The organism is Huijunlia imazamoxiresistens (genome assembly GCF_037132455.1).
GTDB lineage: Bacteria > Bacteroidota > Bacteroidia > Chitinophagales > Chitinophagaceae > Flavisolibacter > Flavisolibacter imazamoxiresistens.
Window position 1 is genome coordinate 1 of record NZ_JBBBEI010000022.1, and the last position, 18,192, is coordinate 18,192.

The window sequence follows — 18,192 nt, forward strand, 5'->3', positions numbered from 1 at the left end:
AGGCGCACATCGCCGTTGTAGATGCCGGCCAGGGCGGGGTTGCGCAGCAGCGGCAGCTCATAGAACTGCGAAAAGTTAACGTCCTGGGCATGCAGCAGGGCGGCCAGGGAGGAAAGCAGCAGGGTAAATATGATTTTTTTCATGCAGAAGCTATTGGGTATTTATTGGAATATTGGTTAATTGGTTCATTGGTTAATTGGGCCTTGATATTCGAAGAGTTCTTCCCGTTCCTAATATCCCAATTAACCAATGAACCAATATCCTTATTTGATTAAAGACACGTTTCCTTTATACGTATACGGCACGCCGTTCTCGCACACCACTTCGCAGGTGTACACGTACACGTCGGCGGTGGCGGTCTTACCGTGGATGCGGCCGTCCCAGCCGAAGCGCTTGTCGTTGGGCACGAAGCCGCTGCGCTCGAATACCAGCTCGCCCCAGCGGTTGAAGATCCGGAAGGTCTTTACCTGGGCGATGCCGCCGGCCCGCACCATCAGCAGGTCGTTGATACCGTCGCCGTCGGGCGTAAAGGCATTGGGAATAAACACCTGCGCGCTCTCGCAGAAGGCCTTGATGCTGATGGTATCCGAGGCGCTGCAATTGTAGTTGTTGGTCACCGTTACCGTGTAGTCCGTGCTCTTCTTCACCCGGGCTACCGGCAGGGCGCAATTGCTGCAGCTCAGGTCCGTGGCGGGGCTCCACTCCCACTTTTTGATGGGCCCGTTCTGCACCGTGGACTTCAGGCTGTACTGGGTGCCGGTAGCCAGGGTCAGGTCGGGACCGAGGCTTACCGTAGGGTACTCGCCCACGGCCACCAGCACGAAAGCCGTATCGGTAAAGCAGTTGTAGCCATCATAACCCACCACGCGGTAGCGGGTGGTCAGGGCCGGCCTGGCTATGGGGTTGGGCGCATCCGCCGCGCTCAGGCCGGCAGCCGGCGTCCACACGTAGGTGGAGGCGCCGCTGGCCAGCAGCCGGCTCGACTGGCCGATACAGATGCTGTCGGTTTTGGAAACCGCCAGCTTCAGCGGCGTCATCACCCGCACCACCACCGTATCGAAGGCCGTACAGCCAAACGAATTGGTGCCCCGCACCACGTAGGGCGTGGTGGTGGCCGGTTGGGCAACGGGGTTGGCGCAGGTGGTACAGCTCAATCCCTCCACGGGGGTCCAGCTATAGCTCTGGGTGCCGCTGACCGCAAGCGGGGCGCTGGCCCCTTTGCAGAGTGTCAGGTCCTCGCTGGCGCTGATCACTGGCGAGGGATCGATGCGGATGCGGTGGGTGGCCTGGTCGAAGCAGCCGTTCACCGTTCCCGCCACCACCGTCAGGTCGTAGGTGCCGGTTTGGGCAAAGGAGGCGGGGAACACCTCGCCCCGGCCGCTGGTGCCGTTGGAAACGGTCCACTGCAGGGGGTTCAGGGCATCGGCCGACTGGACGGTGGCCTTAAAGGAAATCGCCCGGTCGGAGCAGCCCGTGGCGGGGGCGTTTACGGTTACTTTCGGGATAGCGTTCACCGCTACGGCTACCGGCAGCTCCAGGGTGGCGGCGCAGCCGCTGTTGCCCGTAACGGTCTGCCGCAGGGTATAATTACCCCCGACGGTATAGTCGCGGCGAACAGTGGCGCCGGTGGCGGTGGTGCCGTCGCCCAGCGCCCAGGCGATGGAGGCGGTGCCGGAATACACCTTGGCGGTATCGGTCAGCTGCAGGCTGGTCTTCCCGCAGACCTTTTCGGTGGTGAGGGTAAAGCCGGCTTTCAGCTGGTCCACCCGCAGCGCTTCCGTCCCGTTGATGGGGAAGGAGCAGCCCGACCGGCTCAGCAGGGTCACCGAGGGCAGGTAGCTGCCGGCATGGGCGTAGGAATGGTGCACCACGCGGTCTTTAGTAACCAGGCTGATGCCGTCACCAAAGTCCCAGCGCAGGCTGTCGGTATGGGTGGCCGTCACCTCGAAGCGTGTGGCCGCGTCGTTGCAGACCACGCCGCCGGTATAGCGCAGGGTGCCGGCGGGCCCGAGCACCTGCACGGTGCGTTCGGTGGTATAGGTACAGCCGCCCGGCGCCCGGGCGGTAAGCTTCACGTTGAAGGTGCCGGCCCGCACGAAGGTATGCGCAGCCTGGTCGCCCGTCTGGGTGGCGCCGTCGCCAAAATCCCAGGTGGCCGTCACCGCCGGCGTATTGCGGTTCGTAAAGGTGACGGCAAAGGGCGGGCAGCTGCCGAGCAGGTCGCTGGCATCGAAGGAGCCCGTCTTGTTGGCCACCACCAGCACCGGTTGGGTCACCTCATCGCGGCATACATTTCCCGGAGGGTTGATGCGGGTGGTCACCAGTTTGACGCTCTGGGGACCGGCCTGGCTGAAGCGATGCTCCGGCTCCACCAGGGTGGAGGTGCTGCCGTCGCTGAACTGCCACAGGTAGGAAGTGGCGGCATCAGAACTGTTGGTCAGCCGCAGGGGTTCACCCAGGCAAAGCGTGTTGTCGCTGAGGCTGAAGGCCGCCTTAGGTTTGGGAAATACCCGGATCGTTTCCACGGCGGAGGTATCGGTACAGCCATTGGAGGCATGCAGCACTACGTCGTACACACCCTCCTTTTCGAAGATATGGGGCACCGTTTCTATATTCTGGGTGGTGCTTTGGAAGTTGCCGTCCTTAAAATCCCAGCGGAAGCCGCTGGCGCCTTTGCTGTTGTTGATGAAGCGGGCGGTATGCGGGGCGCAGCCGTTCTTTTCGTCGCCGTTCACCGCAAAGTCCAGCTTGATGCTATTGGGCGCCACCACGATGTTATAGGTCAGGCTGTTGTTGCCGCAGGCGTTGATAGCGGTCAGCCGGGCCTGGTAGGTGGCCGGCACACCGGTGGTATAGGTATGGCGGACGAGGGTATCCCGGTCGGTGGCCAGGGTAGCGCCCTCTTCGAAGGACCATTCGTAGCGCACGCCCACGCCCAGGGAGGCGTTGTTGAACGAAACCTCCATGGGCGAGCAGCCCACCGTTTTGCTGGGCGCGAACAGCGCCCGGGGCTTTGATTTCACCAGCACCGTTTTGGTCACCGACACCTCTTCGCAGGGCGAGATAGCGGTCAGGCGGATGGTGTAGGTGGTATCGCCATAAGTGGGATTGGGCAGGAACACCTGGCTGCCCGGCCGGGCCTCCGTGGAGGTTTGCCCGTTGCCAAAATCCCAGCGGTACGTAAACTGGTCCCTCTGGGGCGTGGTGTTGGAAAGCACCACGGTCAGCGGTCCGCAGCCGGCGTCCTGGTCAAGGGTAAAGGCCGGTTGCTGTTGGGCATAGGTAAAAAAGCGGTGCTCGAACTGGTCATCCTTACAGCCAAAGGCGCTGGTGGCCTTTAGCCCGATCAGCACCGAAGCGCCGGGGGCGATAAGGGTGTGGCCCGGGAAGGCAGTGCCGGAACCTATGGGATTGCCGTCGGCAAACCACTCGTACCGGGTATTCGGGTCGGCGGAGGGCTGCAGGCGGATGACGGAACCGTCCAGCACAAAGGGAGCGCACCCGGTTTCCGGGGCAAAGGAGAAGCCGGCCCACGCATCGGGATGAACGGTAATTTCCACCGCATTGCTGACATTGCTCTGCGGGCCGGTACACAGCGATGTTTGTACCGCCCGGCGGTACCAGGTGGTGGCGGTGAGCACCGGGGGCGCATAGTCCTTACCCGCCGCTCCGGGAATATTGTTCCAGGTGCGGCCGTCGGTACTGCTTTGCCACTGGTAGGCATAGTTGCCGTCGGCCCCCTGCGGGGAACTGCCCGAGATAACAGCCGGGGCGGTATTGACGCAAACGGCAGGGACGGAGGTGAGGGTGTTGTTGGTCACGGGCGGCTCCACGGTGATGACGGTCGGGCTGGAAGCCGCTTCGCCACAGGTACCGCTGCGAACGATGGCGCGGAACCAGGTAGTCTGCAGCAGGCCGGCATACGGAAGGGTTGCGGCGGTGTGTGCCACCGGGGTCCAGGAGGCGCCCCCGTTTTCCGACGATTCCCAGCGCAGGATGCTGCCGGTATAACCGCTGAGAGTGACCGTGCCGCTGTTGGCGGTTTTACAAACGGTGGTGGCACCGGAAGTGGTGCCGGGATCCGAGGGAGGTGCCACGTTCACCAGCAGCACATTGCTGACTACCTCGGCCGGGCAGCCATCGGCCTGTCCCTGGGAGCGGACGATGGCTCTTGCGGAAAAGGTTTCCTGCACATTCGTAAAGGTAGCCGAAGGGCCGGCGTAGGAGGTTCCCGTCCAGGCGCCGCCTGCCAGGGGCGCCGGGTTAAACTCCCATTTATATATATCGCCCATGGCCCCGGACAGCGTCAGGGTCACATTGTTGCCCTGGCATACGTCGGTAGCGCCCGAAAGTGTGCCGCTTACGGGTTTGTCATAAGCCCGGAGGATCATTTTATCCGAACTGGCCGCGCAATCCCCCGCATCGTTAGTGATGGTCCATACCAGCTCATAAATTCCCGCCTTGTCAAACGTAAAGCTGGAAGCAGGGTTCGCCTTGTCGCTAAAAGTGGCGCTGCTGCCGGCAGGCTGTTTCTCGATGCGCCACTCCCCTTTCTCATACGGACGCCCCGTAGCGGCGTTGCCGGTAAGGGTCAGGGTACGGGTCGATTGAAAATCACAGGCCACCTGGTCGGGACCGGCTTGCGCAGCGGTCAGGGGCAGGCGGTTGCGCAGCACCACGGTGGCGGTAGTGGATGGACAGCCGGCAGAGCCGGTAAGGGTCCATTGCAGGCGGTAATCAGTGCCGGGCTGCAGGCCGGTGATTTTAGAGATCGGCGAGGTGGCGTCGACCAGGTTGCCGGTGGCCGGTCCCACCTGGCTCCAGGATCCGGTGGTGCCGGCAGGAAGTTGTCCTTCCAGGGTGTATTCCGAAACGGCGCACAGGCTCCTGTCCGCACCGGCCTGTGCGGGCGGGGTAGCCGGCTTCACCGTTACCGGTATGCTGGCGGTGGACGTACAGCCATTCACGCTGGCCGTGACGGTATAGGTACCCGAGACCGCCACGGTAGCATTGACCAGGGAAGGGTTTTGCTCGCTGCGCAAAAAGTTGTCCGGCCCGGCCCAGGCATAGGTGGCGCCGGGAGTAGTGGAAGCCGCCGTAAAGTTCAGGGTGGCCCCGGCGCATAACGGGCTATTGGCGGTAACCACAGGGGTGGCGGGCGGGTTCGGATCAGACAAGGTGTAGCCGGTCAGTTCATTGGAGCTACAGCCGTTCAGGGTTACGCTGATATCCGTATAGCTTCCGGCGCGCAGGTTAGGCAGCCTCAGGTTGCCGCTGCCGTCCGCGGTGATCAAGGCCGATTCGGCCGATCCGTTCCGTTTATAATTTACCGTATAAACCTTGCCGGCGGTCAGGCCGTTCAGGGTAATGGAGCCGGTGGCCGTGTTACAGGCGGAGGGCGCCTGGGAGGAGGCACCGCTGATGACCGGTTTGGAGGTTACGGTCACCTGCGTGGTGCCGGCCACCGACGTACAACTTCCCAGGGTGGCTGTCACGCTGTACATGCCTGAAGCGGCTGTAGTCGCATTATTTATAGTGGGGTTTTGTTCGGTGCTGGTAAAGTTACCCGGCCCGGTCCACGAATAGCTGGCGCCGGGCGTGGCCGATGTGGCCGTCAGGTTCAGGGTATTCCCACTGCAGAGGGGGCTGTTGCTGCCCGCCACCGGCATGGCCGGTTTGGGATGGACGGTGATGGTAAAGCTGGCGGAAGGGCCGCTGCAGCCGTTTAGCGTTGGGGTGATCGTTATCGTGGCCACCACCGGGACGGAGCCGTTATTGGTAGCAACAAAACCGGGAATGCTACCCGAGCCGCCGGCACCCAAGCCGATGGAGGGGTGGCTGTTCGTCCAGTTAAAGGAGGTGCCGGGCATCGAACCGGAAAAAGAAAACCCTCCCATGGAAGTTCCGTGGCAGAATGCCTGGTTGGAAGGTACGGTGACAGCGGGAGCCTGTTGAACCCTTATTTGCCGGGTGATGGTGGTCGTACCGCATTCATTGGTAACGGCCAGCGTGATGTCATGGGTTCCTGCCGTTGCATAAGTGATGTTGCCCGGATCTGCGGTGGTTGCCGAAGCGGGCGAACCGCCGGGAAACGACCAGGTATAGGTAGCGGCAGTAGTGGAATAGCAGTTACTCACGGATGCCTGCGGACGGATGGAAGCGTTCTGGCAGATGGTCCCTGGCGAAGAAAATGATACGGCAGGTTTAGCCTTGACTGTAATTTTCCTTGAGAAGGCGGTAGAAATGCAGGCCCCGGAGGAGTTTTTGGTGACCAGGCTGATCGTATATTCACCGGGATTGATGAACTGAAACCCGGGGTTGGCTGAAGTGCTGCTGCCGCTTGCATAAGAAAAGCTGGACGTGCCTGGCGTGCAACCCGAAGCGTTGGAATAAGTGACCGACCACTCATAAGTATTGGTTCCACAACTAGGAGTATTGGAACTGCTGGTCGCCTGCACATGCAGGGGTGCACAACCGTCACTTTTATCCACGGTAAAACTGGCGGTGGGCTCCGGATTGACGCATATAGTTTTTATTACTGTACCAATTCCACAAAGGGCATTCCCTCCCGCCTTTAACGTAATGGAATACACCCCCGGCGTACTAAAACGGAGTTGAACGGAGCCGGTCCCGGGCGTCCAGCTCGATGGTGAGGGGCGGCCATGATCATTCCCCGTATTTCCGCTAATAACACTCCAGCCCGAAGCCGGCGAAACGGACCACACGGAAACCCCGCTGGTACATCCTCCGAAGTCCACGGTATTGCCGGATTGCCCGGAGTTGCTCATTGTTACCAGAGAATTGACGCAAACAACATCATGAGAAAGAGTAATAGCGGGCTCGGGCTTCTGGGAAACATAAATAGGGACAACCCTGCCCGCAGAAGTACCGCAGGGGTTAGATGCCACGATCCCGGCGGCAAAGGAACTCAGGAACGTGTTGGAGCCATCGGAACTGCTGATGTTGCAGCTGGTTCTATCAAAAGTATGGCGGACGCTAAGACTCTGCGGATGGGGAACAGGGTGCTGGAAGATGGAATCCAGAGTTCCATCATTGAAGCTGATTTTATAGGTAGTTCCTGGCGGATTATTGGCCGTACCGGTAACAGGAAAGGTCAGGGATGACCCGGTACAAATGGAGGTGTTTCCCGGGTTACCCAATCCTACAGCAGGATTGCTTCCCACAAAAACGGAGTACGCAGCGGTATCCAGACAGCCATTAGTATTTTCAACTATAAATTGCAGATTATGCGTACCTACAGGATATGTATGGAGCAAATCGCTGGAAAATACAGGCGAAATAAAATCAGGTGAATCATCACCCCAGATGATCCGGTACGACTTATTATCTGGGACAGTGGTAGATTTATTAAAGAAGGTAAACTCAAAAGGAACCGAACCGCATTGCTTAAAAAAGGGTTTTCCTTCATAAGTTGTTTCCCCGTCTCCTCCCAGGCTTGTACTACTTACACGCTTCGTAGTCACCGGAGCCGATGCCCGGTCGGAACATCCCAAATTATTCGTTACGGTAAGGGAAACCGTAAAATTCTGGTTGTCTGTTCCCGTTGTACCAATAAAAGTATGCGCAGGGTTTCTTTGGATAGAGGAATTATTCCCCCCAGATTTCGTATCCCCAAAGTTCCAGGCGTACGTCAGGCCCGTACCGGAGGACGTGCTGGTAAACTGCACCGGCACGTTGGAGCATCGCGCATTGGGCGAAAAGGTAAATCCGGCTTCCGGCACGGAATTCACCTTTACAACGGTCTTAGGATAAATCGTTTCCTTTCCCCCTGCAGTCACCACAAGCGTATAGGTTCCCGAACTCCTGGCTGTATACTTATCGGCGGTTGCTCCCTGAATAGCCTCATCATCTTTTTTCCATTGCAAGGAAGCGCCGTCAGGTATTTTTTGGGCAGTAATTTCTACTTCCTCCCCCTGGCAGATAGTAGGAGAGCCAGAAACCAGGATGGAATCATCAGCGAAAAAGGAACCGCCTGCTCTGTTCGGGAAGTGATGCAGCAGGTCGCTTCCTGCATTATTTATATCCGCAAAAAAAGCGGCCGAAGCTTGGTTTTTGAGAGCTGTAGACAGGAACGTCAGGCTTCCGGTTCCGGAGGGTTGGGCAAAGATCAGAACACTGCTGAAACAGGCCAGCAGCATTGCCAGAAATTTCTTCATAAGCTTCGATAATTTGGTAGTCCTCCCCTCCCCCAAATAAAAAAGGCAGTGTACCTGCCCTCCTATCCTGAGTCAGTTTTGGCGCTGCAAAGAAACCAAATTATCCGAAACCGGGCGCTTGTTTCTTTTCCTAAGGCCCCCGGCAGGCTTACTCCTCTTCTTCCTCTTCCTCCATCTGGCTGATAATGTTGTCTACCTCTCTTTCGGTGGAGCGCAGCTTGTCCTGGCAATAGCCGATCAGGAAGGAAGCCCGCTTGACCTTTTCGGCCAGCACATCCACCGGCACGCTTTCGGTCTCAATTTCCAGGGCGATCTGCTTCAACTCTTTATACGCCGCTTCATACGTCAGTGTCTTGTCCATCTTTGGGGGTTTTGTGGGTAATGGTAGCGTGAATATCGGTGCCGCCCAGGCGCACGGTGATGGCCGCACCCTCGGGCAGGGCAGCGGCATTGTTGACCATCCGGCCCTCGTGGTACACCAGGGCAAAGCCTTTATCCAGGAGGCGGTCGGGATCCATCAGGCGGCAGAGCGCCTCGAAATGGCCCAGGGATTCCTGCTGCCGCGACAGGTACAGGCGTGAAAACGAAGCCACCCGCCCGGACAGCTGCGCCAGCTCGGACTGCCGGCGGGCCAGCTGCAGCCTGGGAGCAGCGGCCAGCGGGGCGGAAAGATGGAGCAACTCCCGGTTCCGCCGGTACAGGGTGGCCCGGGCGGCGCCCGAAACCGCCCCACTCATGCGGACCAGGCCGGCTCTATGCCCGTTCAGCACTTCGCGGGCCTCCTGGGCAATGGTATGGGAAAAAGCCGCCAGCGAGCGCTTCCGCTGCGCCAGGCCGGCCTGCACCCGGATGACGATCCGGCTGCGCAGGTCCAGCAGCCCCTCCTCGAACTCCCGGTTGTGGGCCAGGATGAATTCGGCCGCCATCGTGGGGGTCTTGGTGGCGGTATGCGCCATCAGGTCGGCAATGCTTTCATTCTTGTGGTGCCCCAGGCCCGTAATCACGGGAATGGGCATGCAGGCGATCTGCCGGCAAAGAACGTACTGGTCAAAGATCAAAAAATCGGTCTGGGCACCCCCACCCCGCATGATCACCACGGCGTCGTAGTCGATGCCGGAGGCGCAGATCTCTTCGAGCTTCCGGCACAGCACCTCGGCATAAGCCTCGCCCTGTACGGGGACGAAGTATTCGTCGATCACAAAGCGGTAGCCCAAAGTGTTGGTTGCCAGGGTATGGTGGAAGTCTTCGTAGCCGGCCGAGGCGGCAGAGGTGAGTACGGCCAGGCGCTGGATCACCGGGCGGTGCGGCAGGCTGTTGTTCCGGGTGCGGTAGCGCTCGCCCTCTTTGACAATAAAGTCCGGGCACTCCGCCAACAGGCGCTGCAGGGTTTCCCGGCGCTGCTGCTCCAGCTTGCCCAGGGTAAAGCCGGCGTCGATGCCGTGCGTCACCAGCTTCAGGCCGTAAACCGGGTGGAAGTCCAGCGACACGCGCAGCAGCACCTGGAGGCCGTTGCGGAACTGCTGGCCCGTTTCGGCCTCGAATTCCCGGATGCGGGCGGCCCCGGGTTTCCAGGCCACGGCACCCAGGCGGGCCAGCACGGCATTGCTGTTGGCGTCCTTTTCCACCAGGGTAAAATAATGGTGCTGCTTGGAAGCGTAAAAACTGTGGTCGGTAATATCGGCCACCACCCAGAAGAGGCGCTCCTCAAAGGCTTCGGCCAGGATGCGCGCAATGCCCCCGGTAAGCTCCGAAAGGCGGTAGATCTTTATATGAGGACTGGTTTCCAAAGGCCAATATTAAAGAGAAAATATAAAATGCAAAATGCAAAATATAAAATGTAACAAAAGGAAGAAAGCCGGCAGCAACGTTCGGGGCGATGAACCTTGAAGCTCCGCCGCTACAACCGCCTGCCCGCAGGCCTTCTTCCTTATTTTACATTTTATATTTTACATTTTGCATTTTACATTTTACCGGTGTGCCGGGCCCGGGCCGGCATCGCCCTCGATCTTTTCGGGGCCTTCGTCCGGCGGGAAGCCGTCTCCCTTCTGAACGGAAGTGCCATAACTGCGCACCGTCTGCTCGCCGGTATCCTGGCTGCCCCGGTAGGTATGGGCATCGTCGCCCCCCAGGCCCCTGGCCTTCAGGTCCTGCTCCACTTCCTCGTTGGTCAGCGTGCCGCTTCTTTCTTTTCTGTCTTTATTTTCTGCACCCATAATGTAAGGTTTTGGAAAAGAACCCGAAAAAAAATGCCAGAAGCGGAAAGGAGCAATGGGCACAGTTTTTACTGTTATCCTTTTCCAACTTATTATTTTTCATCTAAAAAGTACAGCTATGGCAGATTACAACCGCAACCGCGACTATTCTTCCGGCTACAACCAGGATCAGTACCGGGACCGCGAAAACCAGTACGACCGCAATGCCGGTTATGGCAACGTCAACTCCAACAGGGAGGAATACCGCAGCGGCTACACGGGCAACAGCGGCTATGGCGATGCCCGGGACTATGACCGTGGCTACGAAAACCGCGGAGGCAACAGGGACCTGCGCAACGTCAGCTATGGAAGCGTGTACCACGGAAATGTGGAAAGAAGGGAACAAGAAACCAACCGGGCCAGCGGCGGCCGCTATGCCTCCGGCCAGGGCGGCTATAACCGTGACCAGGAGTACGGCGACCGCCGTTTCGGTACAGCCTACGGCACCAGCGGGAACTACTACCGCAACGAGGACCGCGACTATGACCGCACCCATTACGGCCGCGACCGCGACTGGACGGACCGGGCAAAGGACGAAGTGGCCTCCTGGTTCGGCAACGAGGACGCCGAACGCCGGCGCGAATGGGACGACCAACACAACCGCGATGAATCCCGCAACCGCGAATGGGGCGACCGGCGCCATACCTCGGCTAATTTTAAAGGCAAAGGCCCCCTGGGCTACAGCCGTTCCGACGTGCGGATCCTGGAGGACATTTGCGACCGCCTCACCGACGACTCGGACATCGACGCCACCGACGTGATCGTTAAAGTGGAACAGAACGAGGTGGTGCTGAGCGGCACCGTACACAGCCGCGAAGAAAAGCGCCGGGCGGAAGACGTGGCCGAACGAATATCAGGCGTACGCAACGTGCAAAACCTCATCAGGGTGGCGCGCGACACGGATGCGGACCGCAACCGGGAACGAGATACCTCACCGGACAAGACCGCGACGGACAAAACAAAAGAACGGAACCCGTAAGGTTTGTAGTTTGTAGCTAGTGGTTTGTAGTTGGGTCGTTTTAAATAGAAACAACCCGATCATGTAGAAACAGCCGGCAATTTCCTTACAAAAGGAAATTGCCGGCTGTTTTTGTAAAGCAAAAGGGCCGTAAACCACCAACCTTAATGCGCTGCCAGCAAATGCTCCGGCTCACCCTGCTGCACCACCTTCAGGCCCAGCACTTCAATAAATTGCCGCAACCATTCCACATGTGCCGTCCAGGCCGGGCCGGTCACGATGTTGCCGTCGGTCACCGCTTCCTCGAAGCCCACACTTACATAAGTTCCGCCGGCCAGGGTGATCTCGGGAGCCACCGCCGGGTAAGCCGACAGCCTCCTGCCCTTGGCAGCACCGGCGGCCGTCAGGATCTGGATGCCGTGGCAAATGGCGGCAATGGGTTTGTGCTCGCCGGCGAAATGCCGGACGATTCCCAGCAGCTGTTCGTTCAGGCGCAGGTATTCCGGCGCCCGGCCGCCCGGCACCACCAGCGCATCGTAGTCAGCCGGGTTAACCTGTTCAAAAGTGGCATTCAGCCCAAAGTCGTGCCCGCGCTTTTCGGTGTAGGTCTGGTCGCCTTCAAAGTCATGAATGGCCGTGCGCACCTTTTCACCGGCTTTCTTGCCGGGGCAAACCACGTCCACCTGGCAGCCCACGATCTGAAGGGCCTGGAAGGGAACCATTATTTCATAATCCTCCACGAAATCGCCAGCGAGCATAAGGATCTTTTTTGCCATGATAAGTTGTTTTAGGTGCTTCTAAAATACGGTAACTTCTGAAAAGTTCACGAGTTTACGGGTGCACGTGTTTACGCGTTCATGGGATGATCATTAGCGGTTAAGTGGAACCAGCCAGGAAGGATGAATGATGAGTAATGAGGAAGGAGTGGAGCCTCCTACTGCTCTAATACCCCCATTCACCCATTAACCAATTCCCCCTGCATCCAGATGGTATAATTTTTTCCACTACGCTAACGATGATATTCCCGAACCTGTCCGCAAGGCGTTTTATTGGAACCGGCGTTCTCTTTCCCCTGCTCTTTTCTTCTTCCGCCAGCCAGGCCCAGGCCCCGGCTGCGGCCCCGGCTACGGCCGACAGCATCACGGTGGCCATTGCCCCGGAATACAACCGCGCCGGCGGTACCCACCGTATTTTCTTCGGCGACAACTACCGCCGCCTGTGGGCCACCCCCGTGCGCCTACGGGTGCTGCGCCTGGCCCAGGAAAAAGGCGGCCTCACCATCACCGAAAGAGGCGGCGGCCAGCAAACCAAATCGTTGCAGCTCCGCGATTCGGCCGGCCGCGAATGGGTGCTGCGCTCAGTACAGAAGAACCCCGAAAAGGCCCTGCCGCCCAACCTCCGCCCCACGGTGGCCAAAGATATTTTGCAGGACCTCATCTCTACCTCGCACCCCTACGGCGCCCTCGCCGTTTCACCCCTGGCCGAAGCGCTGGGGCTGCGCCATCCCCATCCCGAGATCATTTACCTGCCCGACGACCCCGCCCTGGGCGAATACCGCAAGGATTTCGCCGGCACGGCCCTGCTGCTGGAGGAACGCGAGCCCCTCGACGGCGCCGATACCGACAATACCGAAAAAGTGCTGAACCGGCTGAAGGAAAACCCCGGCACCCGCATCGACCAGCGGCTGGTGCTGCGGGCCCGCCTGCTGGACATGGTTATCGGCGACTGGGACCGCCACGACGACCAGTGGCGCTGGATCGAAGACTCGTCGGCGACCGGGAAAACCTACCAGCCCTTCCCCCGCGACCGTGACCAGGTTTTCTACAATGCCGACGGCCTGTTTCCCTTCATCGTTTCCCGCAAATGGCTGCTGCCCAAGTTCCAGGGATTCCGCAAAAAGGTGCGCGACATCAACGGCTTTAACTTCAATGCCCGCTATTTTGACCGCAGCTTCCTCAACAGCCTGGGCCAGTCCGACTGGGAACAGGAGATCGCCCTGGTGCAATCCCGCCTCACCGACGAGGTGCTGGATCGGGCGGTGGGGCGCCTGCCGCCGCCCATCCGGGCACTGTCGGGGCCCGCGATCCTGGAAAAGCTCAAAGCCCGCCGCGACCACCTGGCCACGGAAGGCCTGCGCTACTTCCGCTTCCTGTCGCGGACGGTGGATATCGCCGGCTCCGATGAAAAAGAATTTTTCCAGGTCGTTCCCGAAGCCAGCGGCGCGCTCACCGTTGCCGCCTATACCGGCCCGGGGCAGACCGGCACACCCCTGTACCGCCGGGTATTTTATCCCCACCTCACCCACGAGGTGCGGCTGTACGGCCGCGGCGGGGCCGACCTGTTTTCCGTAGCCGGTGGCGGCCGCTCCCCCATAACGGTGCGGCTGATCGGGGGCGACGGTCCCGACAGCTTTCGGACGGAACCGGGCTTCCGCCACCCCAAACGATTGTATCTCTACGACCGCAGCGACCAGCCCAACAGCTACCCCTCCCGGGCCCGCTTCCGGCTGTCAGCCGACAGTGCGGTGAATGCCTACGACCGCAAGGAATTCCGGTACCACCAACTGGTGCCCCGCGCCTATATCGGCTACAACCTCGATGACGGGCTATTGCTGGGCGCCGGCTTCGCGGCCGAGCGGCACAGCTTCCGCAAAGAACCCTTTGCCTCCAGGCACCGCCTGCTGCTGGGCCATTCCGCGGCTACCAGCGCCTTCTTCGGCGCCTACCGGGGTTTATGGAAACAACTCAGCGGCGGCAAGCTCGATCTCAGCATCGACCTCGACGCCCGCGCCCCCAACAATACCAGCAACTTTTTCGGCCTGGGCAACGAAACCGTTTTTGTCCGCGAAGGCAAACAGCCGATCCTGTACTACCGTACCCGCTACAACCTTATTACCACCGAAATGAAACTCCTCCGCCCGGTAGGCCGGAAGGGGCAGGTCAGCGCCGGCCTGGCGGGACAGTACTACAGCAACCGCCCCGGGCGCAACGAAGGCCGCTTTATCAACGTGTACCACCAGCAGCGGCCGGAGGAAGCCGTGTTTTCCGAAAAATATTATGGAGGCTTTGTGGCCGGGGCCGAATGGGACAGCCGCAACAGCAACTGGTGGCCCTCGCGGGGCGTTCTGGGCAACCTGCAGCTGACCGGCCTGCGCCAGCTGAACGGACACCGCGACCCGTACGGGCAGGCACGCCTGGAATTCGCCTTCTACCTGTCGCCGGCCCGGGACACCAGCATTATCCTGGCCAACCGTATCGGCGGCGGCACCACCCTGGGGCAGCCCGCCTTTTTCCAGTACCTGTACCTGGGCGGCAATGCCAACCTCCGCGGGTTCCGCAACTACCGCTTTGCCGGTAAATCCATGCTGTACCACAACCTGGAACTGCGCGTGAAGCTGCTCGATTTTACCTCCTACCTCTTTCCCGGTTCGGCCGGCATCAGCCTGTTCAACGACCTGGGAAGGGTGTGGCTGCCGGGAGAATCCTCCGCCACCTGGCACGACGGTTATGGCGGAGGCCTCTACCTGATCCCGGCCCGGTTGGTGCTGGTACAGGCTGCCGCCGGCTTTTCCAAAGAAGGCGTGCTGCCTTATGTGAGTATCGGCTTCAGGTTTTAAAAAGGGAATTGGTTAATTGGGAATTTGAAGTCGTCCCCCAAATTCCCAATTAACCAATGAACTAATTTACCAATCCCTTATTCCAGAATAGCCTTCCGCCCGGCTATTGGCTGTTGGAGGAAGAATAGGTAATTTGGCTTATTGCTAAATAAAAATGCATGAATACTGAAGAGGTAAAATTTGTATTACTGAAGCTGGCATTCTACCAGACGGACGAGGATGCCCAAGGCGTTAAAATACTGCACCCGGCAGTCGGTGAAGAAATGCATCAACTGCAGGAACAGGTGCTTTCCAGCTTCGGGCTTCCCCGGACGGATTCATACGTGAAGCTGGTGGTGTTCCGGCGCCTGCCCTCCGAAGCCGAGCTGGAGCGGCGCATGCAACTCCTGGCCGAGGCCGCTACCGAATACCTGTTGTCCTCGCCCCTGTAACGCCACATGACCCGGTCCCGAATTTTCCTGCTTCGCCTCCCTCCGCTTACTACTCGCCGTTGGGGTTAACGGGACACCAGCACTTTTTCCGTCACCTGTTTCCCGGTCCGCACGTCCTGGATAACGACAAAGTACATTCCGGCTTGCAATCCGTCCACCTGCAGGCTGCCGCTGCTGACACTTCTGTAACGTTTCAGCACCCTGCCCGACAGATCGGATACCACTACATTTCTCAGTACGGTCGACCCTTCGAGAACGACCTGGACCCTGCCCGCCATGCCGGGATTAGCCAGCACCTTTACCCCGGAGGTCTGCGTGGTTCCTTCCACGGAAATGACCGTACTGTAACTGGTTTTACCGTCCCGGTCTTCCTGGAGCAGCCGGTACAGGCTGTTGCCTTCGGCCGGGTTATTGTCGGTAAAGGCATAGGACAAGGCCTGGCTGCTGGATCCGCCCGGAGCCTTGCTGCCAACAAAGGCAAGGTTGTTCCAGGCACCACCCGTCTGGCGTTGCAGGTAGAACCCTTTGTTATTGCTTTCCGAAGCCGTTTCCCAGCTTACCGCTACCTCGTTGCCGGTTCGAACACCCTGGAACTGCGCAAAGGTGACCGGCAGCACCAGGTTTTCAAATGCCACATCAAAGAAATAGGGCAGTTTCCGCGTGCATTCCCCGCCCACGATCACCAGCCAGTACTTGGTGGAAACGGGAGGCGTCGGGTAGATATTTATGGGAACGGAAGTAGCTGTTTTAACGGTTTTTGTCGCCAGCAACTGGTCAACGGTCCCGCTGAAGTCCAGGTCGGGAACCGGGTCGGTAGCCGTTGCGCCCAGGTCTTTGTACAAGGAAACCGTAACCGGGTAGTTGGCCGGAATGCCCCCGGACAGGGTAAAGGCAAGGGAGTCCAGGGCAATGTCGGCTATAGGCGTCAGGAGCACAGGAGAACCGGTGGAGGAAGTGTTGTTGGTAAAGATGTTCATGGCCCCGGGGGTAAAGGAGGTGGGGGAAGCGGACTTTTTCCAGGAGGAACAAAAAGTGTAACCGTTGTCCGATCCGCTGGCAGGGGTCACCAGGTTTTCGATGGTCTTGTTCCGATACTCTCCGAAATCCAGCGTGCTGCGCTCCGGCACTCCGGAAGCGCCTGTAAAATAAAAGGACAACACCGCCTGAATATTGACCACGTAATTGGGAATGATCGGGTTGCTGGACCCGGCGATGAGGCCATCCATTAATTTAAAGGTGCCGTTTTTCTTTTTAAACAGCATCATCAGGTTGTCGTTGGCAACGACGAAAATGTCATTGCGGTCCGCCGTCACAATACCCGAAGAATCCAGGCTGGCGGCGCTTCCATTGCCATTCAGGAGAAATTTTTTGAAGGAAGCATGCGCGACCCTCGGATTCGTGGTATCGTTCCAGTTATAGCTGGAATTCAGCGCAGCGGCATTGCCCGCCGATACCACCACGACCCCCCCCGGGGCAACGGTGAGATGGGGCAGATCGATGAGGTAAAAGCCTTTGACCGCCCCCCGGTCCCGTTCAAAATAGGTGACCAGCAGGTAGTCGTCGGTGGATTCGGGAACGCCGGAATAATTCCCCAGCTCGAAAAATTCGACGGTGGATTTGTTGGGATTGGGGCTGATATAAAATTCGCTCAGCCTTAAACGAGGTGTGGGCGCTTGGGCACGTACGGTCAGGACCAGGCACAGGATGCCCAGGAAGAGTAATAACTGTTTCATTCCAGTAATTTTTGGTGGATTAAGCGTGTTTACGATGCGCCGAAGGAGCGTCCATGGCAGGAGGAGGCCTCCCGCAGCATCGGGCAGCGGCTGCGGCATCAGGAACCCTGAAAATCAAGGGAATGGATCAGCACAGAGCCGGCCGTTCCTTTCCGGAACAGGAACAGACTGCAGCGTACTATAGGCGGTGCGATACAAAGGATGGATTCAAACGCGAAGGCGAACCTTCCCACAGGGCGGAACAGGGCAGACTTCCCGAACAGCGGCCGGGAAATAGAGAACGGAGAAAAATTACCAGGTGGCGGTGGTGCAGGTCAGACGGTTAGCGAAGGGGGCGAACCACCGGGACTCGGTAATTCCCTCGTATTTTTACTAATGAAAATTACGTACCAAAACTCATCCATTTGAAACGGAGCCGGTTCGGGAACCCGGGGGGCATTTCGCGCAAAAAGCTCTACAATTTGTGGGGTTCAAAAGGTACGAAAGGGCCTGGCATGGCCCCTTCGCCCCCGCCCCTTGCGGCAGCGGTGCTGGGGAGGGGATAAAATAAAAAGAGCAGCCGGGTGGCTGCCTTTTCAGGTTTCCGGCCCAAATCCTGTTTAGAGGAAGGAACCGGGTGGTTTGGATATTATGGATCTTAATATGGTGCCTCGTTCTCTGTGCAGGGTGGTTCCCTGCGCGGCGTTACTGACATTCCCTGGCGGTTCGTATCAGCACCCCGCTTTCCTTCGGTTTCCGCCACTGTACCCTCGGTGGCGACAGCTTCACTGCTGTTCCCGTTCCTTAGGGTATGATGGCGATTTTTCACACGATGGTTGGCGTTATGCTGCCCTGGCTAAAGCGCCAGGGCAGTTGCGCTCTATTGGTTTTTCATTGTAGTCTTTCAAAAGCAAACTGGATTTCGCAAAGAGCCACAAAAACAAACGTGACCGAACAACGTTTTTTAGGTGGACAGATTTTTGATGATTGTTTGTTGGGGCATGTCACTCAAGCTTCACAAAAATGACACGGCCTTCAGGGGGTAG

At 58.8% G+C, this 18,192-nt stretch carries 9 protein-coding genes; 3 read left to right on the forward strand and 6 right to left on the reverse strand.

Annotation, left to right across the window (positions count from 1 at the left end):
• Positions 1-263 precede the first annotated feature (263 nt).
• The 4 genes from V9K67_RS21015 to V9K67_RS21030 form a co-directional block, all read right to left on the reverse strand.
• The gene (locus V9K67_RS21015; RefSeq protein WP_336725912.1) at positions 264-8,177 is read right to left on the reverse strand and encodes a PKD domain-containing protein; all 7,914 of its coding nucleotides are present in this window, start codon (positions 8,175-8,177) and stop codon (positions 264-266) included.
• A 148-nt stretch (positions 8,178-8,325) separates the two neighbouring features.
• The gene (xseB, locus tag V9K67_RS21020) at positions 8,326-8,538 is read right to left on the reverse strand and encodes an exodeoxyribonuclease VII small subunit (RefSeq protein WP_336725913.1); all 213 of its coding nucleotides are present in this window, start codon (positions 8,536-8,538) and stop codon (positions 8,326-8,328) included.
• A complete protein-coding gene (xseA, locus tag V9K67_RS21025; RefSeq protein WP_336725914.1) occupies positions 8,516-9,964 on the reverse strand; it encodes an exodeoxyribonuclease VII large subunit in 1,449 nt (482 codons plus the stop codon). The genes xseB and xseA overlap by 23 nt, the downstream gene beginning before the upstream one ends.
• A 180-nt stretch (positions 9,965-10,144) precedes the next feature.
• Complete coding sequence (locus V9K67_RS21030) at positions 10,145-10,390, reverse strand: hypothetical protein (RefSeq protein ID WP_336725916.1); 246 nt, start codon at positions 10,388-10,390, stop codon at positions 10,145-10,147.
• Positions 10,391-10,508: 118 nt separating this feature from the next.
• Between V9K67_RS21030 and V9K67_RS21035 the strand changes: the two genes are divergently transcribed.
• On the forward strand, positions 10,509-11,408 hold the full coding sequence (locus tag V9K67_RS21035) for a BON domain-containing protein (RefSeq protein WP_336725918.1): 900 nt from the start codon (positions 10,509-10,511) through the stop codon (positions 11,406-11,408).
• Positions 11,409-11,551: 143 nt separating this feature from the next.
• On the opposite strand, the gene V9K67_RS21040 is transcribed toward V9K67_RS21035, so the two are convergent.
• A complete protein-coding gene (locus tag V9K67_RS21040) occupies positions 11,552-12,163 on the reverse strand; it encodes a DJ-1/PfpI family protein (RefSeq protein ID WP_336725919.1) in 612 nt (203 codons plus the stop codon).
• 239 nt (positions 12,164-12,402) lie between these two features.
• Here V9K67_RS21040 and V9K67_RS21045 point away from each other — a divergent pair, with 239 nt between their 5' ends.
• A complete protein-coding gene (locus V9K67_RS21045) occupies positions 12,403-15,003 on the forward strand; it encodes a BamA/TamA family outer membrane protein (RefSeq protein WP_336725921.1) in 2,601 nt (866 codons plus the stop codon).
• A 158-nt stretch (positions 15,004-15,161) separates the two neighbouring features.
• A complete protein-coding gene (locus tag V9K67_RS21050; protein ID WP_336725922.1) occupies positions 15,162-15,434 on the forward strand; it encodes a hypothetical protein in 273 nt (90 codons plus the stop codon).
• Between the two features lie 65 nt (positions 15,435-15,499).
• Here V9K67_RS21050 and V9K67_RS21055 read toward each other — a convergent pair whose 3' ends face one another.
• The gene (locus V9K67_RS21055; RefSeq protein WP_336725924.1) at positions 15,500-17,167 is read right to left on the reverse strand and encodes a T9SS type A sorting domain-containing protein; all 1,668 of its coding nucleotides are present in this window, start codon (positions 17,165-17,167) and stop codon (positions 15,500-15,502) included.
• Positions 17,168-18,192 lie beyond the last annotated feature (1,025 nt).